The sequence below is a fragment of the Lentzea sp. NPDC004782 genome (assembly GCF_040609115.1).
Classification (GTDB): Bacteria; Actinomycetota; Actinomycetes; order Mycobacteriales; family Pseudonocardiaceae; genus Lentzea.
Window position 1 is genome coordinate 98,273 of the sequence record NZ_JBEXJN010000014.1, and the last position, 19,201, is coordinate 117,473.

Here is a 19,201-nt window from a genome sequence, read left to right on the forward strand (position 1 = left end):
CGGACGTTTCGGCGCCGGCCGAAGTGTTCCGGCAGCAGAATGGCGGTCGTGCACGCACTGGCCGCACTGCTCGCCGACCGCACGCGAGCCGCGTTCTGCGAGGCCCTGCTGGACGGCAGGGCCTGGACGGCCGCGGAGCTGGCAGCCCACGCCCGCGTGGCCCCGTCGACCGCCAGCGAACACCTGACGCGGTTGATCGGGGGCGGCCTGCTCGTCGAGCACCGCCAGGGCCGCCACCGGTACGTGTCGCTGGCGGGCCCGCACGTCGCCGAGCTGCTGGAGGCCATGACCGCCTTCGCGGCGCCCGCGCAGCCACGTGGGCTGCGGGCGGCGTCCGCTTCGGAGGCGATGGCCCGCGGCCGCACCTGCTACGACCACCTGGCCGGGAAGCTCGGCATCGCGCTGAAGACCGGCCTGCTGGACCTCGGCGTGGTGACGGGCGAGCTGGCCATCACCGAGCCGGGCCTGGTGTGGCTGAAGGAGCTCGGCTTCGAGCCGTCGAAACGCCAGACCGGCAGGGCCTGCCTGGACTGGACCGAACGCGTCCCGCATCTCGCGGGAGCCGCCGGGGCGCACCTCTGCGAGGTGTTCTTCGAGCGCGGCTGGATCAAACGCATCGGCACGACCCGCGCGGTCGTGCTCACGCCGGCCGGTGCCGACGGCTGGCGTGAGCTGGGCCTGAAGTGACCGTCAGCTGCGGTGGACCGCCCTGGTGCTCAGCGCGTCGACGGGGCCGGCGCAGCCCACGTCGTCGGGGAACTTGATGTAGAGCGGCACGAACTCGTCCGGCGGGTAGATCCGGACGCCCCACACCGGCTGCGGCCGGCACGTCTCCGGGTCCCAGTTGCCCGGATTCGTGAATCCTGCGACCGCTGAGACGGACGTCCCGTAGGTCAGCGTGATCAGATCGCCGGTCGGGCCGTCGCGGCGCGCTGCCCGGCCGACCTGGGCACCTGTGCTGTCCACGTACGACACGCCCGGGAAGCCCCTCAGCACGCAGGAGCCCGGCGAACGCATGGTGAACTTGATCTCCCGGTACAGGGTGCCCGCGGTGCCCTCCTCACGCGCGACCAGGATGCCCAGGTCAACGGACTTGCACGTGGGTAGCGGTGCCGCGCTCGCCGTCACCGTTTCGGTCGCGATGAGCCCTATGACCAGCAACGTTGTTCCGATGAATCTCCTCATGCCGTCTCCCTGAGACTGCGGGGCGATGACGAAGACGTGCTCACCAGAACAACGTTGCATCCCAAACGAGAAAAGGCGACCGCCGAAGGCCTACTTCGCGAGGGCCGCCCGGAGTCGTTCCTCCTCCACCTGCCAGTAGCCGTGCTCGACGCCGTCGACCAGGAACACCGGCACCCGGTCGCCGTACTCGGCGCGCAGCTCGGGGTCGGCGTCCACGTCCTCGACGGACCAGGTCGCGCCCATCTCGCCGCAGATCCGCTCGACCTCGGCCTCGGCGGCGTGGCACGAGTGGCACGTCTCGCGGCTCATCACGGTCACGTGGTGCGTCATCGTCAGGCTCCCAGCGGCTTGCGCAGGACGCGGCGGGCGAGCTTGCCGGTCGGCGAGTGCGGCAGGGCCGGGGCGAACTCCACCGACGTCGGCACCTTGAACTTCGCCAGCCGGGTCGCGCAGTGCGACACGACGTCCTCCTCCGACACCGAGGCGCCGTCCCGCAGGACCACGACGGCCTTCACCGACTCGCCGGTCTTCTCGTCCGGCACGCCGACGGCCGCGGCCTCCACGACGCCCGGCAGCTCGCCGATGACCTTCTCCACCTCGTGCGGGTAGACGTTGAAGCCGTTCACGATGATCAGGTCACCCGCGCGGTCGACCAGGTGCAGGTCGCCGTCGGAGTCGAGGTAGCCGACATCGCCCGTGCGGAACCACCCGGAAGAATCAGGCCCGTGGGCGCCGTCCGGCCAGTAGCCGCTGAAGAGGTTGTCGCCCTTCGCGGACACCAGACCCGTGCCGGGCTCGTCCTCGTCGATGTCGAGCACCGAACCGTCCGTGTCGACCAGGCGGATCTCCACGCCCGGCAGCGCCCGGCCCACCGAGCCCTTCTTCGGCACGCCGCCGACCAGCGTCGACGTGAGCACCGGGCCCGTCTCGGTCAGGCCGTAGCCCTCGAAGACCGGGATGCCGATGGCCGCGCGCATCTCGTCGATGACCCCCGCCGGGAGCGGCGCCGCTCCGCTCGTGAAGAGTCGCACCGTGGCCAGCTTCTCGCGCAGCACCTCGACCGGGTTCGCCAGCAGCGCCCGGTACATGGGCGGCACGCCGACCATCGTGGTCACCCGGTGCTGCTCGATGACGTCCAGCGCTGCGGTCGCGTCGAACCGCTCCAGCAGGACCGCCGTGGCGCCCGCGCCCGCGACCTGCAGCAACCCGGGACCGAGGCCGTAGACGTGGAACAACGGCAGCGCGAGCAGCACGCGGTCGCCCGCGGTCACCGGCGCGGGCCGCAGCGAGGCGCACTGCGCGACGTTCGCGAGCAGCGCGCGGTGGGACAGCATCGCGCCGCGCGGCACGCCGGACGTGCCCGAGGTGTAGCCGAGCACGGCGATGTCCTCGCCGCCGCGCACGGCCTCGAACGGCTCGGCGGTCGCCGTGACGTCCGGAAGTTCGACCGCGGTGGCGTCGGCGCCCTCGCCGTCACCGACCAGGAGTCCGGCGCCGGAGTCGGCCAGGATGCGCTGCAGCTCACGCGACGGGTTGCCGGGGCCGGTGGGCACCACGACCCCGCCGGCGCGCAGAATTCCGAAGACCGCGACGACGAACTCGGGGCTCGTGGGCAGCCGTACCGCCACTCGGTCGCCCGGTTCGAGCCCGGAATCGGCCAAACGGCGGGCGAAAGCGTCGACCGCGCCGTCGATGGTTTCCCAGGTGAGGCTCACACCGCTCGCGACGTCGACGAGAGCGACGTGGCTTGGCCCCCGCTGTGCCGAGGAACGGACCAGATCTGCGACATTGCGAGCGGAAGTCAACATGGCCTCCTCATGAACAACTGAACGCTTGGAGCAGTCTTCCACGCGTGGCCAGCGTCACGAAGCCGTGGTTCGCGCGTCTCCACTTCGCAACCCCGTCAGCTACCTACTACGGAGTAACAAGACGTATGCTGCCGCCACGGCGACTCTGTGGAGGTGCCGCCAGCCGATGACCGCGCGGGCACGACCGAACACGATCAGGACCACCCGGACCATGACGGGAGGTCAGCACGACGACGCAGGCGACGAGCCGTGGCAGCTCGTCAAGGCCGCCCAGGAGGGTGACACCGACGCGTTCGGCGTGCTGTACGACAAGTACGTCGACATGGTGTTCCGCTATGTCCTCTTCCGGGTGGGCGGCGATCGCGCGTTCGCCGAGGATGTGACCAGCGAGACGTTCTTGCGCGCGCTGCGCAGCATCGGTTCGGTCAGCTACCAGGGGCGCGATGTGGGGGCGTGGTTCGTCACGATCGCCCGCAACATCGTGTTCGACCACGTGAAGTCGAGCCGCTACCGGCTCGAGGTCACGACGGCGGAGCTCCAGGACAACCGCGAGGAGGCGGGCGGTCCCGAGCAGGAAGTGATGACCGAGGCGACCAACGCGGAGCTGCTCCGCTGCGTTTCCCAGTTGGGAGACGACCAGCGGGAGTGCATCGTGCTGAGGTTCATCGAGGGCAAGTCGGTGTCCGAGGTCGCCCAGCTCATGGACCGCAACGAGGGCGCCGTGAAGGCGCTGCAACACCGGGCCGTCCGACGGCTCGCGCAGATCCTCCCGTCGTGGCTGCGGTGATCACGATCGCAGGCGCGTAACCCAAAGCAGATCAACTTCGTTACTCGGGCTGAGATGGACGGTAAGGGAAGCACACCGCGCTGGCGGCACAGGGAGCACGAGCGATTCGCCCGTGCCGTGGAAGGCGGTCCGCAGCCGGTCGGCCGGGACTCCGATCTCGCTGACGACCTCGCGATCGTCGAGATGCTCCGGTCCATGGACGTGGGCCCGGACGCCGAGACGCGTGCGCGCATGAAACAGCGCATCCTCACCGCGCCTCCACCCGAGAAGCCGCTGGTCCTCTCGTCGGTAAGACGCGTGGGAGCGCGCGCACGCTTAGCAGTCGCAGCGGCCGCCGTCCTGTGCCTGCTGATGTCGTTGGGCGGCATGAGCGTGCTGCTCAGCCGTGACGCGCTCCCGGGAGACCCGCTCTACGGCGTCAAACGCACCGCGGAAGGCGCCTCTCTGGGCCTTACGTTCGACGACGAGTCGCGCGCCCTGAAGCACCTGGAGTTCGCCGCCTCCAGGGTCACCGAGATGGAAACCCTGGCCGACCGCTCCTCGGCCGAGTCCTCCCAGCTCACGGCCCTGAACGACCTGAACGCCGACGCGGTGGAAGGCGCCCGCCAGCTCACCACCTACGCCACCTCGTCCGACAAGAAGGCCCTGCCGGACCTCCGCGACTGGGCCCTCGCCCAGTACGTGAAGCTCGGCACCCTGCGCCCCCGTCTGCCGGGTCAGGCAGGCGCCCACGCCGACACGACGATGTGGCTGCTCGCGAGCATCGCCCAGCGAGCCCACGACCTGGCGGCCAGAGCAGGCTGCCCGTCCGTGGTCAGCGGCGCCACCGACTCCCTGGGCCCGCTCCCGTCGAAGGCCGACTGCACCTCGGCCTCCACCGACCCGAACGCGTCCATGGGCCGCAACCAGCCCTCGGTGCAGCCGACACCCTCCGGCGTGCCCGTGCCGTCCGGTTCGGCGTCCCCGTCGACCCAGCCCTCGCAGTCGCTGCTCCCCGGCTCCTCGACCCCACCGACGTCCCAGCCGGGAACCACGCTCCCGCCCACCTCGGGCAAGCCGGGAATCACCATCCCGCTGCCCCTGCCGCTGCCCAGCATCTCGCTCCCGCTGCTCCCCGGCATCAGCTTCGGCTGAGTCGGGGGTTTCCCGTCGGACCTGATCGCTAGGCTTGGGACATGGCAGGCAAGCGTGACGTGGAGAGCGACCGGCTGGCCGAACTAGCCGGCGAGGCATCGGCAGAGGCGGCGGTCCAGGCCGCTGCGGCGGCCCCGGAGCTCGAAGCCTCCCTCGCCGTGCCCACAGACCTGACCGCGGCCGCCTTCTTCGACGTGGACAACACGATGATGATGGGCGCCTCGATCTTCCACTTCGCCCGAGGCCTCGCCGCGCGCAAGTACTTCTCCTCCTCCGACCTGGCGGGCTTCGTCTGGCAACAGCTGAAGTTCCGAGTGGGCGGCCGCGAGGACCCGGCGTCGGTCAAGGCCTCCCGCGAGCAGGCCCTCTCCTTCGTCGCGGGCCGCAGCGTCGCCGAACTCGTCTCCCTCGGCGAGGAGATCTACGACGAACTGATGGCCGACCGCATCTGGAAGGGCACCCAAGCCCTCGCCCAGATGCACCTCGACGCAGGCCAACGCGTCTGGCTCGTCACCGCCACCCCGGTCGAACTGGCCCAGATCATCGCCCGCCGCCTGGGCCTGACCGGCGCCCTCGGCACCGTCTCCGAATCGGTGGACGGCGTCTACACGGGCCGCCTGGTCGGCGACCTCCTGCACGGCAAGGCCAAAGCCCAGGCCGTCCGCTCCCTGGCCGCCAAGGAGGGCCTGGACCTGCGCCGCTGCACGGCCTACTCGGACTCCTCGAACGACGTCCCGATGCTGTCCGTGGTGGGCACCGCGGTAGCCGTGAACCCGGACTCGCAGCTGCGCGAGATCTCCCGCCGCAAGGGCTGGGAGATCCGCGACTTCCGCACCGGCCGCAAGGCCGCCAAGATCGGCGTCCCGTCGGTCCTCGGCGCGGGTGCCCTGGCAGGCGCGGTAGCCGCGACCTTGGCGTACCGGCGCCGGGTGAAGTAGCCCCGCGAAGCGCGGCATTACCGAGCTCTTACAGCTCAGGCGAACCAACACCGAACCGGTGTCGAATAAGAACCATGAAGCCCACCAAGGCAGCGCTGACCGGACTGCTGGCGATCCTCGCCGCCCTGGCCGCAGGCCACCTGGTAGCAGCCTTCGTGGGCCTGTCCGCCTCCCCGTACCTGGCCGTGGGCAACGCCGCGATCGACCTGACCCCGACCTGGCTGAAGGAGTTCGCGGTCACCACCTTCGGCACCAACGACAAACTCGTCCTGCTCACCGGCATGGCCGTCGTCCTGGTCGCCACCGGCATCGCGGCAGGCCTGGCCAGCCGAAACACCCCCACCCCCGGCACGGTGATCGCGGTAGCGCTCGGCCTGCTGGGCATCGCGGCCGTCCTGACCAGGCCGGACGTGGGCCAGCTCAGCGTCCTGGCCCCGCTCGCCAGCCTCGCCGCAGGCGTCTACGTCTTCCGCCACCTGCACGAGGAGTCCACGCAGGACGAGTCCCGGCGGGACTTCCTGATCACCGCCGGACTGGCGGTGGCGGCGGGCGTGACAGGCCAGCTCCTCGGCACGAGAACCGACGTGGAGGGCTCCAGGCAGGCCATCGGTGACCTGACCCCGAAGACCAAGGTCCCCGACCTCCCGGTCGGCGCCGACTTCGCCAGGGACGGCACCCCGGCCTTCATCACCAGCGCCAAGGACTTCTACCGGATCGACACGGCCCTGAGCGTCCCGAGGATCCGCGCGGAGGAGTGGACCCTGAGGATCCACGGCATGGTCGACCGCCCGGCGGTCCTCACGTTCGACGAGATCCGCAAACGCGACCTGATCGAGGAGACCGTCACCCTGACCTGCGTCTCCAACGAGGTGGGCGGTCCGTACATCTCCACCGCCAACTTCATCGGCATCAGGATCGGCGACGTCCTGCGGGAAGCCGGCGTGAAAGCAGGCGCCGACCAGCTCTTCAGCACCAGCGACGACGGCTTCACCGCGGGCAGCCCGCTGGACTACGTCCTGGAACGCGGCCTGATCGCCATCGGCATGAACGGCGAACCCCTCCCGGCAGAACACGGATTTCCGGCGAGGCTCGTCGTCCCCGGCCTGTACGGCTACGTCTCGGCCACCAAATGGGTGACCGACCTCAACGTCACCACGTTCGCCAAAGAGCAGGGTTACTGGATTCCACGCGGGTGGGCCGCCAGGGCCCCGATCAAAACGATGTCACGAATCGACCGCCCGAAAGGCCTGAGCAAAGTCAGCGGCAGGACGGTCGTCGCCGGCACCGCCTGGGCTCAGCCGAAGGGCGTGGCCAAGGTCGAGGTGAGAGCCGACGGCGGCCCCTGGCAGGAAGCCGAGCTGGGCGCGGACGTCAGCGACAGCACGTGGCGCATGTGGCGCCTCGAGCTCGACCTGAAGCCGGGTAGTCACACGGTCGAGTGCCGAGCGACCGACAAAACCGGTTACACGCAGGACCAGGCGCGGCTGGACCCCATTCCGGACGGCGCCACGGGCTGGCACTCGATTTCTTTCACCGTTCAGTAGAAAACCCGAACCGGAACCGGACCCGCCCCGAATGTTCAGGCAGACAGGTCGAAAGAACATTCAGGGAGTGATCGAAAGTGCGAAAGACCCTCGCAGGTGTGTTTGCGTTCGCAATTGCGGGTCTGACCGCGTGCAGCGGCATGGACCAGGCCGGCACGACGACGAACACCCCGACCAGCGCGCCGACCACCACCACCGCCACCACCAGTGCCATGGGCATGACCAAGACCAGCGACGTCTTCGGTCCGGGCTGCGCGGGCGTGCCGCAGGACGGCAAGGGCTCGCTGCAGGGCATGGCGGAGGACCCGGTGGCCACGGCGGCGAGCAACAACCCGCTGCTCACCAAGCTGGTGGCGGCGGTCAAGGCGGCCAACCTCGTCGACACGCTGAACTCGCAGCAGGCGATCACCGTGTTCGCTCCGGCCGACCCCGCCTTCGCCGCGCTGGGCGACGCGAAGTTCCAGGAGCTGGCCGGCAACCCGGCCGCCCTCACGCCGATCCTGCAGTACCACGTCGTGCCGATGCGTTACGACGCCAAGGGCCTGCAAGCTGCGAAGACGGTCAAGACCCTGAACGGAAGCGACCTCACCATCGCGGGATCCGGTGACAACCTGACGGTGAACGGCGCGCCGGTCCTGTGCGGCAACATCCCGACCAAGAACGCCACCGTGTTCGTGATCGGCAAGGTGCTCACCCCGTAGTGATCATGAAGCGATTCAGCGCTGGTCACGCCCTGTGACCAGCGCTGTCGCATGTGCGCGACCGCTCTTCCGCCGACTTTGTGCATGCGTTCACAAGCGGTACGGTGTGGGTATCACCACCGCCGCGGGGTCCCTGCGGTGAAGCACACCCGGAGGTCGGAGAGCGTGGCATCACAGCGGGGCGAAGGTGAGACGACCGCCACCCCTCTGGAGCCTGCCGACAGGGAGCGCGCCCGTGCGATTCCCGAGGCAGCGGTGGCCAGGCTCGCCGTGTACCTCCGCGTGTTGTCCGGCATGGCCGACCAGGGCGTCACGGCCGTGTCCAGCGAGGAGCTGAGCCAGGCCGCGGGCGTCAACGCGGCGAAGCTCCGCAAGGACCTCAGCTACATCGGGAGCTACGGCACGAGGGGCGTCGGGTACGACGTCGAGGTGCTCGTCAGCCACATCGAGCGCATCCTCGGCCTCACCCGCAACCACTCCGTCGCGGTCGTCGGCATCGGTAACCTTGGTCACGCTCTGGCCAACTACGGCGGCTTCCCCGGCCGCGGGTTTCCGGTCACCGCTCTCTTCGACGTCGATCCCGATCTCATCGGAGTGCCTGTTGGGGGCATTCCCGTCAGCCACATCGACGACATCACCGCCGTCTGCCTGGAGCGAGAGGTCTCGATCGGCGTCATCGCGACGCCGCCGCCCGCCGCTCAGTCGGTTTGCGACCGTTTGGTATCTGCGGGCGTCCAGTGCATTCTGAACTTTGCACCAGTTGTCCTTCAGGTTCCAGACAACGTCGAGGTGCGCAAGGTTGACTTGGCGGTCGAGATGCAGATCCTGTCGTTCCACGTCGCTCGACGTGCGGACGAGGCTGCGCACGTCTCGGTCGGCAACAACGGACTCGGTGTGGACGGGATGGTGATTCGCCCGTGAGCGTGAGCCAGACGGCTCCGGCAGACGTGGTGAGTGCATGAGCGTGCTCGTAGTCGGTCTGTCGCACCGCACCGCCCCCGTCCCGGTCCTCGAACGCGTCACCGTGGCCGAGCCGGACCTGCCCAAGGTCCTCGGCCAGCTCCTGGCCGCCTCCAGCGTCTCCGAGGCGATGGTCCTGTCGACCTGCAACCGGGTCGAGGTCTACGCCGTCGTCGAGTCGTTCCACGGCGGCATGTCCGAGGTCGTCGACGTGCTCGCGCAGCACGCCCAGGTCGACCCGCAGTCGCTCTACGAGCACTTTTACGTGCATTACGCCGCCGCTGCCGTGGAGCACCTGTTCTCCGTCGCGGCGGGCCTCGACTCGATGGTCGTCGGCGAGTCCCAGATCCTCGGCCAGCTGCGCGGTGCGTACGCGGCGGCGGACGAGGCGGGCACCGTCGGCAGGACCGTCCACGAGCTCACCCAGAACGCGCTGCGCGTCGGCAAGCGCGTGCACAGCGAGACCGGCATCGACCACGCGGGCGCGTCGGTCGTGTCAGAGGCGCTCGGTGACGCCGAGGCCGCGCTGGGCACGCTCGTCGGCAAGCGCGCGCTGCTCGTCGGTGCGGGTGCCATGGGCGGCCTGGCCGCCGCGCACCTGCGCAGGGCGGGCATCGGCGAGGTCGTCATCGCCAACCGGACGCAGGCCAACGGTGTGCGTTTGGCCACGTCGCTGAAGGCCGACGGCGTCCCGGCGACGGCCGTCGACCTCACCGCGCTGCCCGTCGAACTCGATCTCGCGGACATCGTCTTCGCGTGCACCGGATCGGTCGACACGGTCGTGCACGCGCACATGATCAGCGCGCGCACCCGGCCGCTCGTCGTGTGCGACCTCGGCCTGCCCAAGGACGTCGACCCGGCCGCGGCCGAACTGCCGAACGTTCGTGTGGTGGACCTGGAAACGCTGCAGCGGCGCCTCTCCGACGCCCCGGCCGGCCAGGACGCGCGGATGGCCGCCCAGCTGGTCGCCGACGAGGTCAAGGGCTACCTCGCGGGGCAGCGCTCCGCCGAGGTCACCCCGACCGTCACGGCGCTGCGCAAGCGGGCCGCCGAGGTGGTCGACGCCGAGCTGCTCCGCCTTGACTCGCGACTTCCCGAACTGGACGCCGCGACACGCGGTGAATTGGCCAAGACGGTGCGCCGCGTTGTAGACAAGCTCCTGCACACGCCGACCGTCAGGGTGAAGGAGCTCGCCTCCTCTCCTGGTGGTACCGGCTACGCGGAGGCTCTCCGCGAACTGTTCGGACTCGACCCCCAGGCTCCTGGGGCAGTCAGTCAGACCAAGCAAGCTCCTGTGGATGGTGAAACGCGGTGACCCGCACCCTACGGATCGGTACCCGTGGCAGCGCGCTGGCGCTCGCCCAGACGGGGACCGTCGCCGAGGCGCTGAAGGCTGCCGGAGCACAGGTCGAGATCGTCGTCATCAAGACGCCGGGCGACCTCTCCGACGCGCCCATCGCCCAGATCGGCATCGGCGTGTTCACGTCCGCTCTGCGGGACGCGCTCGCAGGCGGTGAGATCGACGTCGCCGTCCACTCCTACAAGGACCTCCCCACCGCGCCGGACCCGCGTCTGGTGCTCGCGGCAGTGCCCCAGCGCGAAGACCCGCGCGACGCTCTCGTGGCGCGCGACGGTCTCACGCTCGGCGAGCTGCTCCCGGGGTCCACTGTGGGCACCGGTTCCCCGCGCCGCGCGGCCCAGCTGGAGGCGCTCGGCCTCGGGCTGAACATCGTGCCGTTGCGCGGCAACGTGGACACCCGCATCGGCAAGGTCCGCAGCGGCGAGCTCGACGCCGTGGTGCTGGCCCGGGCCGGCATCGCGCGCCTCGGTCGCGCGGACGAGATCACCGAGACGCTGGAGCCCATCCAGATGCTTCCCGCGCCCGCGCAGGGCGCGTTGGCAGTCGAGTGCCGGATCGACGACGTCGATGCCGAGCACCTGATCCAGTCCACTTTGGACGATTCGGCCAGCCGGGCCGCTGTGACCGCCGAGCGCGCCATGCTGGCCGCGCTCGAAGCGGGCTGCAGCGCGCCGGTCGGCGCGCTGGCCGATGTGGTGGAAGACCTCGACGACGAGGGCAAGGTCGTGTACCGACTTTCCCTGCGCGGGGTCGCAGCGACGCCGGAGAACGATCTCCTCCGCGCGTCCGCCACCGGTGACTTGACCGAAGCTGAGGGACTCGGCCGTGCGCTGGCCGCCGAGTTGCTCGACCTCGGGGCCGCCGTGCTCAGCGGCCCAGAGGCGTAATCGATGGGGAGTGCCCTGATGACCCGCGCACGCAAGACCCCCGGACGCATCGCCTTCGTGGGCTCCGGCCCAGGCGACACCGGGCTGCTCACGGTCCGGGCCCACGACTTGCTCACCAGGGCCGAACTCGTGGTGACCGACCCGGACGTCCCCTCGGACGTCCTCGCGACCGTGGCCGAGGGAGTCGAGGTTCGCCCCGCTGTCGGCGAGTCCGCCGACGTGGCCAAGGACCTGGTGAACGAGGCCCGCAACGGTGCCACCGTCGTTCGCCTCGTCGCGGGTGACCCGCTGACGCTCGACTCGGTCGTGAAGGAAGCGCAGGCCGTCGCGAAGTCGGCGATCCCGTTCGACGTCGTCCCCGGCGTGCCGTCGGGCACCGCCGTCCCGGCCTACGCGGGTGTCGCGCTCGGTGGTGTGCACACCGAGGTCGACGTGCGCACGGTCAGCGACTGGGCCGGCCTCGCCGCCTCGCCCGGCACGCTCGTGCTGCACGCGACGGGCTCGCACCTCGCCGAGGCCGCGTCGAACCTGGTCGAGAACGGCCTCGCGCCGCAGACGCCGGTCGCCGTGACCGCCGAGGGCACGGGCTTCCAGCAGCGCACCATCGACACCACGCTGGCGTCCGTCGCCGCGGACGCCGGTGACCTGAACGGTCCGCTGGTCGTCACGGTCGGTGCCGCCGCCGCCGCGCGTTCGAAGCTCTCCTGGTGGGAGTCGCGGGCGCTGTACGGCTGGCGCGTGCTGGTCCCGCGGACCAAGGAGCAGGCCGGCGCGATGAGCGAGCGGCTGCACTCGCACGGCGCGATCGCCGTCGAGGTGCCGACCATCTCTGTCGAGCCGCCGCGCAGCCCCGCGCAGATGGAGCGCTCGGTCAAGGGCCTGGTCGACGGCCGCTACCAGTGGGTCGTCTTCACCTCGACCAACGCCGTCCGCGCGGTGTGGGAGAAGTTCCGCGAGTTCGGCCTGGACGCCCGCGCGTTCTCCGGCGTGAAGATCGCCTGCGTCGGCGAGGCCACGGCCGCGAAGGTCCGCTCGTTCGGCATCATCCCCGAGCTCGTGCCGTCGGGTGAGCAGTCGTCCGAGGGCCTGCTGAACGACTTCCCGCCCTACGACGACATCCTGGACCCGGTCGACCGCGTGCTGCTGCCGCGGGCCGACATCGCCACCGAGACGCTGGCCGCGGGCCTGCGCGAGCGTGGCTGGGAGATCGACGACGTGACGGCGTACCGCACCGTGCGTGCGGCCCCGCCGCCCGCCGACACCCGCGAGATGATCAAGTCCGGTGGTTTCGACGCGGTGTGCTTCACCTCGTCGTCGACCGTGCGGAACCTGGTCGGCATCGCGGGCAAGCCGCACGCCCGCACGCTCGTCGCGTGCATCGGCCCGCAGACCGCCGAGACGGCGCGGGAGTTCGGCCTCCGGGTCGACGTGCAGCCCGAGGAGGCGAACGTGCCCGCGCTGGTCGACGCGCTGGCCGCACACGCAGCCCGGTTGCGCGCCGAGGGAGCGCTGCCTCCTCCGCGCAAGACCAAGCGTCTGCGCCGCAGCTAGAATCAAGTGAAGCCGTCGGGGCCACTCAAGATCCTTTGAGTGGCCCCTTCGACTCTCTCGCGACAGGGAGTCCGCCGTGTACCCACTTCACCGGCCGAGGCGTCTGCGCACGACGCCCGCCATGCGCCGTCTGGTCAGCGAGACCGAGGTGCGCCCGAGGCAGCTCGTGCTGCCGATGTTCGTCAAGGAAGGCCTGGCCGAGCCCGCGGAGATCGCGAGCATGCCCGGCGTCGTGCAGCACACCCGTGAGTCGCTGCGCAAGGCCGCCGTCGAGGCCGTGCAGGCCGGTGTCGGCGGCATCATGCTGTTCGGTGTCCCTGCCGAGCGCGACGCCGTCGGTTCCGGCGCCACCGACCCGGACGGCATCCTCAACGCCGCGCTGGGCGACCTCCGCGCGGAACTGGGCGACAGCACCGTGCTGATGTCGGACTGCTGCCTCGACGAGTTCACCGACCACGGCCACTGCGGCGTGCTCGCCGCTGACGGCACTGTGGACAACGACGCGACGCTGGAGGTCTACGGCGAGATGGCCGTGGCCCAGGCACGCGCCGGTGCCCACGTCGTCGGCCCCAGCGGCATGATGGACGGCCAGATCGGTTTCATCCGCAACGCGCTGGACGAGGCGGGCCTGCAGGACACCGGCATCCTCGCCTACTCGGTCAAATACGCCTCCGCGTTCTACGGCCCGTTCCGCGACGCCGTCGAGTCGCAGCTCTCCGGCGACCGCAAGACCTACCAGCAGGACTCCGCGAACGGCCGTGAGGCGATCCGCGAGGTGCAGCTGGACCTCGCCGAAGGCGCGGACATGGTCATGGTCAAGCCGGCGCTGCTGTACCTGGACGTGCTGCGCTCGGTCGCCGAGGTCTCGGACGTTCCCGTTGCGGCGTACCAGATCTCCGGCGAGTACGCGATGATCGAGGCCGCCGCCCAGAACGGCTGGATCGACCGCGAGCGCTCGATCCTGGAGTCGCTCACGTCCATCCGGCGGGCCGGCGCGGACATCGTGCTGACGTACTGGGCAGTGGAAGCCGCTCGGTGGCTCGACCGGTAACCAAGACCCCTGTTCCGGAGCTGATCAACGTCGCGCGCTGGTTGTGGATCACCAGCGCGTGCGTCGGCATGGGGCGGTTCGTCGCGGAGCTCTTCGACCGCGAGATGTTGGTGGCGGAGGCGCGCCGGCAGAACCCCGTGCTCGGCCAAGACCAGATCGACGCGGGCGTGAACGGCGGAATCCTGTTCGGACTGCTGATCGCGGTCGTGGTTCTCGTCCTGTACACGCGGCTGGCGAACGCGATGGCACGCGGGCGCAACTGGGCCAGGGTCGTGCTGACGGTGCTCGGTGCCGCGTCCGTCGGGTTCGGACTGTTCCGGCTGGTGCTGTTCGGCAGCGGCGTCGCGGCGCGGTTCGGGGTGGAGATGCGGCCGGTCGACCTCGCCGTCACGTTCGTCACGCTGGTCCTGGAAACCACGGCGATGGTGCTGATGTATCGCGTGTCGTCGCATTTCAGGACGCGCGTCACGGTGGACAGCGACTCCCCGCGGTCCTAAGTTCCGACCGTGACGTCTCCGAAGGAATCGGGCACTCCCGGCACGATCACCGCGGGCTACTGGCTCGTCGTGGCGGGTTCCGCCCTCGGCGTGCTGGCCGCCCTGTACGTGCTGCTCAACAAACAGCAGCTGGTCGACGCGGCCGTGCAGGGCAACAAGGACCCGAAGATCACGCCGGACATGATCGCCTCGACGGTCAACGGCCTGCTGGTCGTCTCGCTCGTCGTGACGGTCGTGCTCGCCGCGCTCGGCATCTGGTTCGCGGGCAAGGTGAAGGCCGGTCTGCGCAAGAGCCGCACCGGGCTGACGATCGCGCTGCTGATCGGGCTGTTCTTCCAGATGATCACGAACACGCTCGGCGTGGTGACCGCGCTGGTCGCCATCGCGGGCCTGGTGCTGTTCTACTTCCGCCAGTCGAGCGACTACCTGGCCGAGCACGAGCAGACGTCGTGAACGACGCTCCGAAGCAGGTCCGGATCGCGGTCGGTCTGTGGCTTGCGATCGCGGTGTTCGTGTTGTTCACCGCCATCGGGCTGTGGTTCCAGCGCGGCGAGATCGAGCGGTTGAGCGGCAGGGCGTCCGGTGAGGTCACGACGTTCCTGGTGGCGCTGACGGTCGTCGCGGTGCTCTTCTCCGCGCTCTACGCCTGGCTGACCCGCACCTTCCTGCGGCGCAGGGCCTGGGCGCGGATCTCGCTGTCGTTCGTCGCGATCGGGCACATGCTGTGGTTGCTGGTCCTCGGCATCAGCGCGGCGAACCTGGTCACTCTGCTGCTCATCTGCGTCGCGGTCATCTTCACGTGGCAGCCCGCTACGGCACAGTGGTTGGCGGAGGTGCGTGAGCAGTGACAGATCCCCAGAACCCGCCCCAGGACCCGAACCCGTGGGCGAGCCCGGACCAGAACGTGCAGTGGCAGAACCCCGCCGGCGCCTACCCGGCCTACCCGGCCTACCCGGCGACGGGGCAGTACCAGGTGAGCCACGTCGGTCAGGCGAGCTTCGCGATGGCACCGCTCGCACCCGCGCTGCCGCAGGAGCTGGCGCCGGCGCGGCCGGCCACGATCACCGCCGCGATGTGGATCTGGATCGCGGGCGCGGTGCTCTCCGTCGCGGTGGTCCCGGTGATGTTGCTGAGCAACACCGACTACTTCCTCAACCACGACGGCTCGATCATCAGCGCGGAGGACCGCAAGGCGGGCGAGTTCGGCGTGCGGGCCATGGCGCTGATGTTCGGTTTCGCGATGCTCGTGGCCGCCGCGCCGTACGTGGCGTTCGCGATCGTGCTGCGCAACGGCCAGAACTGGGCGCGGATCCTGCTGACGATCCTCGGTGTGCTCGGGTTCCTCACGATGATCGCGGTCCTGTTGATCGCACTGGCGGCACAGGTGTGGCAGCCGGCGGTGACGATCAGCATCGTCGTGATCGGGTTGATCGTCGCGGCCGTGGTGCTGCAGTTCCTGCCGGCCTCGAACAAGTTCGTGCGGTAGTGCTGTACCGGGAGTCCGGCAGCAGCTGGTGGCCGCTCCTGTGGGGACCGGCGTTCGCCGTCGCGGGCTACCTGGTCGAGCTCGCCACCGGACCGGCGTCCGCGGGCCTGTGGACGATCGTGGGGCTCGGGCTGACGCTCTGCGCGGTCCTGTGGGTGTACGGCAGGGCCAAGACCGGCAGCGTCGCGCTCACGGCCGAGGAGGCCCAGTTCGGGCGGGAGAAGCTGCCGGTGGCGATGATCGAGGCCTGCCGGGACGTCGGTGCGCCTACGGGCGCGCGGGTGCTCGGTGGCGGGTGGTCGGTGCCGAAGGGGACGACGGCGGTGCCGCTGCGCCTGCTCGACGGCACCGTGGTGCTGGCGTGGGCACGCGATCCGCAAGCCTTGCTCGCCGCCCTGCGCCGGGTCGTGAGAGGGTGAGCAACGTGACAGAGGCCGTGACTGAGCCGGAGACCGCGGTGGAGGAGTCCGAGACGGCGCCACCCGCCGGTGCGAGCCTGCACCAGCCCAAGCGGTGGCTCGTCGCCGCGGGCGAGGTCGTCGCGATCGTCCTGCTGGCGTGGCTCGCCGTGTGGTGCTGGAACCGGGGTGTGGTCAAGCTCGCCTACCCCCTCCTCGAAGGCCACGAGCCGTTCATCTCCACGCGCTACCACGGCAACTGGATCGGCACGTCGGTCGGCGCGCTCACGCTGGCCGTGATCCTCGCGCTCGACGTGGTGCGGCAGGTCGTGCTGGCCGTGCGCACCCGGCCGCAGAAAGCCGTCGAACCCGACGTGTGAGACTGGGGTACGTGACTGCGAGTCGATCCCAGGCCCTGTTCGAGCGCGCGTCGACGCTGACCCCCGGCGGGGTCAACTCTCCGGTGCGGGCGTTCCACTCCGTCGGCGGCACCCCGCGCTTCATGGTGCGCGGCGAGGGCCCGCACCTGTGGGACGCGGACGGCAACCGGTACGTCGACCTGGTGGCCTCGTGGGGGCCGATGATCCTCGGGCACGCCCATCCGTCCGTTGTGGAGGCGGTGCAGAAGGCGGCCGCGTCGGGACTGTCGTTCGGCACGCCGACCGAGGGTGAGATCGAGCTCGCCGCCGAACTCGTCGAGCGGGTCGAACCGGTCCGCCAGGTCCGCCTGGTCAACTCGGGCACCGAGGCCACGATGAGCGCGATCCGTCTCGCGCGCGGCTTCACCGAGCGTCGCAAGATCATCAAGTTCGCCGGCTGCTACCACGGCCACGTCGACGCGCTCCTCGCCCAGGCGGGCTCCGGCGTCGCGACCCTGGGCCTGCCGACCTCGCCCGGCGTCACGGGCGCGCAGGCCGCCGACACGCTCGTCCTGCCGTACAACGACATCGAGGCCGTGCGGAAGGCGTTCGCGGAGAACCCCGGCGAGATCGCCTGCGTCATCACCGAGGCGGCGGCGGGCAACATGGGCGCCGTCGCACCCGGTCCCGACTTCAACGCCGCGCTGCGCGAGATCTGCAATGCCTCCGGTGCGCTGCTCATCATGGACGAGGTCATGACGGGCTTTCGCGTCTCGCGCGCCGGTTGGTTCGGCCTGGAGCGCGTGCGCGGTGACCTCTACACGTTCGGCAAGGTCATGTCGGGTGGCCTGCCCGCGGCGGCGTTCGGCGGCCGCGCGGACGTGATGGCCCGGCTCGCCCCCTCCGGCCCGGTGTACCAGGCGGGCACGCTGTCCGGTAACCCCGTCGCGGTGGCCGCGGGCCTCGCGACCCTGCGTGCGGCCGATGACGAGGTCTACACGGCGTTGGACCGCAACGCTTCCAGGCTGGGCGCGCTGTTCACCGCCGCCCTCACCGAGGCCGGCGTCGAGCACCGCGTGCAGTTCGCCGGGAACCTGGTGAGCGTGTTCTTCGGTTCTTCCGAGGTGAAGGACTACGCGGGCGCGCAGGCGTCCGAGACGTGGCGCTTCCCGCCGTTCTTCCACGCTCTGCTGGAACGAGGCGTCTACGCGCCGCCGTCGGCCTACGAGGCGTGGTTCGTGAACGCCGCCATGGGTGAAGAGGAGTTCGCCGTGATCGCCGACGCGCTGCCGCACGCGGCCCGCGCCGCCAAGGAGGCCCGCCAGTGACCCGCACCGTCGTCCACCTGCTCCGCCATGGTGAGGTGCACAACCCGACCGGCATCCTGTACGGCCGCATCCCGGGCTTCAAGCTGTCCGAGCGCGGGCAGAAGCAGGCCCTGACCGTGGCCGAGCACCTCGCCGACCACGACATCGTGCACGTGGTCGCCTCGCCGTTGGAGCGAGCCCAGCAGACCGCCGCCCCGATCGCCGACTCGCACCGGCTGGAGCTGGCCACCGACGAGCGGCTGATCGAGGCCGACAACCAGTTCGAGGGCTTGAAGGTGGCGGTCGGCGACGGTGCCCTGCGGTCGCCTCAGCACTGGGGCAAGCTCGTCAACCCGTTCAAGCCGTCGTGGGGCGAGCCGTACATCGACATCGCCCACCGGATGCTCGGGGCCGTGCAGAAGGCCCGTGCCGAGGCGGAAGGGCACGAGGCGGTCTGCGTCTCGCACCAGCTGCCCATCTGGACCGTTCGCCGGTTCCTGGAGGGCAAGCGGATGTGGCACGACCCTCGTCGTCGGGAGTGCTCGCTGGCGTCCCTGACGTCGTTGATCTTCGAGGGTGAGCAGCTGGTGCGAATCGCCTACTCGGAACCGGTCGACGCCACCAACCCTCGGGTGACCGGGGCATGAAGCGGCTGCTGGTTTTGTTGTTGCTCGTCTCCGGGTGTTCGGTGGGGAAGGACGCCACTCAGGTCGGCGGCGGGGACTTCTACCTCGTGGCGCCGGGTGGGCAGGTCAAGATCCGGTACTCGGGTGCCGACCGCAAGCCGTTGACGGGGCTCGAAGGGGAGTCCCTCATGGAGGACGGCAAGATCATTCGGCTGTCCGACTACGCCGGCAAGCCCGTGGTGATCAACGTCTGGGGAGCCTGGTGCGGGCCCTGCCGGACCGAGGCTCCCGAGATGCAGAAGCTGTTCGCCGCGGGGCACCAGGTCATCGGTGTCGACGTCAAGGAGACGGCCAAGGACCACCCCCGGGATTTCATGAAGGACCGGTCGCTCACCTACCCGTCCATCTACGACGCTTCGTCCCGCAGCTTCGTGAACGTGTTCAAGGGAGTTCCGGCGAACGTCGTGCCGTCCACCTTCGTGGTCGACAAGGACCACAAGGTGGCGGCGGTCTTCCTGGTTCCGGTACTGGCTTCCGACGTCCAGCCCGTACTGGACGACCTCGCCAAGGAGTAACCCACACGGGTGCTTCAAAAAGCACGCGGGGAGCTTTCGTTCGCTCC

The 19,201-nt window shown here is 70.0% G+C and carries 23 protein-coding genes; 20 read left to right on the forward strand and 3 right to left on the reverse strand.

Annotated elements, in window-relative coordinates:
* Positions 1 to 39: 39 nt before the first annotated feature.
* Positions 40 to 687 (forward strand): winged helix-turn-helix domain-containing protein, encoded by a 648-nt coding sequence (locus tag ABZV40_RS15720; protein ID WP_355440900.1) that lies wholly within the window; start codon positions 40 to 42, stop codon positions 685 to 687.
* Between the two features lie 3 nt (positions 688 to 690).
* On the opposite strand, the gene ABZV40_RS15725 is transcribed toward ABZV40_RS15720, so the two are convergent.
* From ABZV40_RS15725 to ABZV40_RS15735, 3 genes are all read right to left on the reverse strand, one after another.
* Positions 691 to 1,185, reverse strand: coding sequence for a DUF4232 domain-containing protein (locus ABZV40_RS15725; protein ID WP_355440903.1), 495 nt, complete (start codon positions 1,183 to 1,185; stop codon positions 691 to 693).
* Positions 1,186 to 1,275: 90 nt separating this feature from the next.
* On the reverse strand, positions 1,276 to 1,515 hold the full coding sequence (locus ABZV40_RS15730; protein WP_355440906.1) for a glutaredoxin family protein: 240 nt from the start codon (positions 1,513 to 1,515) through the stop codon (positions 1,276 to 1,278).
* A 2-nt stretch (positions 1,516 to 1,517) separates the two neighbouring features.
* Positions 1,518 to 2,993: an AMP-binding protein gene (locus ABZV40_RS15735; protein ID WP_355440909.1), complete on the reverse strand. Its 1,476-nt coding sequence runs from the start codon at positions 2,991 to 2,993 to the stop codon at positions 1,518 to 1,520.
* A gap of 211 nt (positions 2,994 to 3,204) precedes the next feature.
* Between ABZV40_RS15735 and ABZV40_RS15740 the strand changes: the two genes are divergently transcribed.
* The 19 genes from ABZV40_RS15740 (at position 3,205) to ABZV40_RS15830 (ending at position 19,154) form a co-directional block, all read left to right on the forward strand.
* Complete coding sequence (locus ABZV40_RS15740; protein WP_355440912.1) at positions 3,205 to 3,780, forward strand: sigma-70 family RNA polymerase sigma factor; 576 nt, start codon at positions 3,205 to 3,207, stop codon at positions 3,778 to 3,780.
* A gap of 54 nt (positions 3,781 to 3,834) precedes the next feature.
* The gene (locus ABZV40_RS15745) at positions 3,835 to 4,914 is read left to right on the forward strand and encodes a DUF5667 domain-containing protein (RefSeq protein WP_355440915.1); all 1,080 of its coding nucleotides are present in this window, start codon (positions 3,835 to 3,837) and stop codon (positions 4,912 to 4,914) included.
* A gap of 41 nt (positions 4,915 to 4,955) precedes the next feature.
* Positions 4,956 to 5,852 (forward strand): HAD-IB family hydrolase, encoded by an 897-nt coding sequence (locus tag ABZV40_RS15750; protein ID WP_355440917.1) that lies wholly within the window; start codon positions 4,956 to 4,958, stop codon positions 5,850 to 5,852.
* Between the two features lie 74 nt (positions 5,853 to 5,926).
* Entirely contained in the window at positions 5,927 to 7,396 is a 1,470-nt protein-coding gene (locus ABZV40_RS15755; RefSeq protein ID WP_355440920.1) for a molybdopterin-dependent oxidoreductase, read from the forward strand.
* A 140-nt stretch (positions 7,397 to 7,536) separates the two neighbouring features.
* On the forward strand, positions 7,537 to 8,097 hold the full coding sequence (locus ABZV40_RS15760) for a fasciclin domain-containing protein (protein ID WP_355441098.1): 561 nt from the start codon (positions 7,537 to 7,539) through the stop codon (positions 8,095 to 8,097).
* Between the two features lie 165 nt (positions 8,098 to 8,262).
* A complete protein-coding gene (locus ABZV40_RS15765; RefSeq protein ID WP_355441101.1) occupies positions 8,263 to 9,018 on the forward strand; it encodes a redox-sensing transcriptional repressor Rex in 756 nt (251 codons plus the stop codon).
* 37 nt (positions 9,019 to 9,055) lie between these two features.
* Positions 9,056 to 10,372, forward strand: coding sequence for a glutamyl-tRNA reductase (locus ABZV40_RS15770; RefSeq protein WP_355440923.1), 1,317 nt, complete (start codon positions 9,056 to 9,058; stop codon positions 10,370 to 10,372).
* Positions 10,369 to 11,304: a hydroxymethylbilane synthase gene (gene hemC / locus ABZV40_RS15775; RefSeq protein WP_355440926.1), complete on the forward strand. Its 936-nt coding sequence runs from the start codon at positions 10,369 to 10,371 to the stop codon at positions 11,302 to 11,304. The genes ABZV40_RS15770 and hemC overlap by 4 nt, the downstream gene beginning before the upstream one ends.
* Positions 11,305 to 11,322: 18 nt before the next feature.
* Positions 11,323 to 12,855, forward strand: a complete 1,533-nt coding sequence (locus ABZV40_RS15780) for a bifunctional uroporphyrinogen-III C-methyltransferase/uroporphyrinogen-III synthase (RefSeq protein ID WP_355440929.1) — start codon at positions 11,323 to 11,325, stop codon at positions 12,853 to 12,855.
* A 76-nt stretch (positions 12,856 to 12,931) separates the two neighbouring features.
* Positions 12,932 to 13,906, forward strand: coding sequence for a porphobilinogen synthase (gene hemB, locus ABZV40_RS15785; RefSeq protein ID WP_355440932.1), 975 nt, complete (start codon positions 12,932 to 12,934; stop codon positions 13,904 to 13,906).
* Positions 13,891 to 14,403, forward strand: coding sequence for a hypothetical protein (locus ABZV40_RS15790; RefSeq protein ID WP_355440935.1), 513 nt, complete (start codon positions 13,891 to 13,893; stop codon positions 14,401 to 14,403). The genes hemB and ABZV40_RS15790 overlap by 16 nt, the downstream gene beginning before the upstream one ends.
* A gap of 9 nt (positions 14,404 to 14,412) precedes the next feature.
* Entirely contained in the window at positions 14,413 to 14,856 is a 444-nt protein-coding gene (locus ABZV40_RS15795) for a hypothetical protein (RefSeq protein WP_355440937.1), read from the forward strand.
* Entirely contained in the window at positions 14,853 to 15,251 is a 399-nt protein-coding gene (locus ABZV40_RS15800; protein ID WP_355440940.1) for a hypothetical protein, read from the forward strand. The genes ABZV40_RS15795 and ABZV40_RS15800 overlap by 4 nt, the downstream gene beginning before the upstream one ends.
* Complete coding sequence (locus ABZV40_RS15805; RefSeq protein WP_355440943.1) at positions 15,248 to 15,889, forward strand: hypothetical protein; 642 nt, start codon at positions 15,248 to 15,250, stop codon at positions 15,887 to 15,889. The genes ABZV40_RS15800 and ABZV40_RS15805 overlap by 4 nt, the downstream gene beginning before the upstream one ends.
* Entirely contained in the window at positions 15,889 to 16,308 is a 420-nt protein-coding gene (locus ABZV40_RS15810; protein WP_355440945.1) for a DUF3093 family protein, read from the forward strand. Before ABZV40_RS15805 ends, ABZV40_RS15810 begins: the two co-directional genes overlap by 1 nt.
* 5 nt (positions 16,309 to 16,313) lie before the next feature.
* Complete coding sequence (locus ABZV40_RS15815) at positions 16,314 to 16,667, forward strand: hypothetical protein (protein WP_355440948.1); 354 nt, start codon at positions 16,314 to 16,316, stop codon at positions 16,665 to 16,667.
* A gap of 11 nt (positions 16,668 to 16,678) precedes the next feature.
* Complete coding sequence (gene hemL, locus ABZV40_RS15820; protein ID WP_355440951.1) at positions 16,679 to 17,974, forward strand: glutamate-1-semialdehyde 2,1-aminomutase; 1,296 nt, start codon at positions 16,679 to 16,681, stop codon at positions 17,972 to 17,974.
* Positions 17,971 to 18,600 (forward strand): histidine phosphatase family protein, encoded by a 630-nt coding sequence (locus ABZV40_RS15825; RefSeq protein ID WP_355440954.1) that lies wholly within the window; start codon positions 17,971 to 17,973, stop codon positions 18,598 to 18,600. Before hemL ends, ABZV40_RS15825 begins: the two co-directional genes overlap by 4 nt.
* Positions 18,597 to 19,154 (forward strand): TlpA disulfide reductase family protein, encoded by a 558-nt coding sequence (locus ABZV40_RS15830; RefSeq protein ID WP_355440957.1) that lies wholly within the window; start codon positions 18,597 to 18,599, stop codon positions 19,152 to 19,154. Before ABZV40_RS15825 ends, ABZV40_RS15830 begins: the two co-directional genes overlap by 4 nt.
* Positions 19,155 to 19,201 lie beyond the last annotated feature (47 nt).

Bases quoted from the DNA above. Each gene is read 5' to 3' on its own strand.
- ABZV40_RS15720 (WP_355440900.1), top strand. From the start codon at position 40: ATGGCGGTCGTGCACGCACTGGCCGCACTGCTCGCCGACCGCACGCGA.
- ABZV40_RS15725 (WP_355440903.1), bottom strand. From the start codon at position 1,185: ATGAGGAGATTCATCGGAACAACGTTGCTGGTCATAGGGCTCATCGCG.
- ABZV40_RS15730 (WP_355440906.1), bottom strand. From the start codon at position 1,515: ATGACGCACCACGTGACCGTGATGAGCCGCGAGACGTGCCACTCGTGC.
- ABZV40_RS15735 (WP_355440909.1), bottom strand. From the start codon at position 2,993: ATGTTGACTTCCGCTCGCAATGTCGCAGATCTGGTCCGTTCCTCGGCA.
- ABZV40_RS15740 (WP_355440912.1), top strand. From the start codon at position 3,205: ATGACGGGAGGTCAGCACGACGACGCAGGCGACGAGCCGTGGCAGCTC.
- ABZV40_RS15745 (WP_355440915.1), top strand. From the start codon at position 3,835: ATGGACGGTAAGGGAAGCACACCGCGCTGGCGGCACAGGGAGCACGAG.
- ABZV40_RS15750 (WP_355440917.1), top strand. From the start codon at position 4,956: ATGGCAGGCAAGCGTGACGTGGAGAGCGACCGGCTGGCCGAACTAGCC.
- ABZV40_RS15755 (WP_355440920.1), top strand. From the start codon at position 5,927: ATGAAGCCCACCAAGGCAGCGCTGACCGGACTGCTGGCGATCCTCGCC.
- ABZV40_RS15760 (WP_355441098.1), top strand. From the start codon at position 7,537: ATGGACCAGGCCGGCACGACGACGAACACCCCGACCAGCGCGCCGACC.
- ABZV40_RS15770 (WP_355440923.1), top strand. From the start codon at position 9,056: ATGAGCGTGCTCGTAGTCGGTCTGTCGCACCGCACCGCCCCCGTCCCG.
- ABZV40_RS15780 (WP_355440929.1), top strand. From the start codon at position 11,323: ATGACCCGCGCACGCAAGACCCCCGGACGCATCGCCTTCGTGGGCTCC.
- ABZV40_RS15830 (WP_355440957.1), top strand. From the start codon at position 18,597: ATGAAGCGGCTGCTGGTTTTGTTGTTGCTCGTCTCCGGGTGTTCGGTG.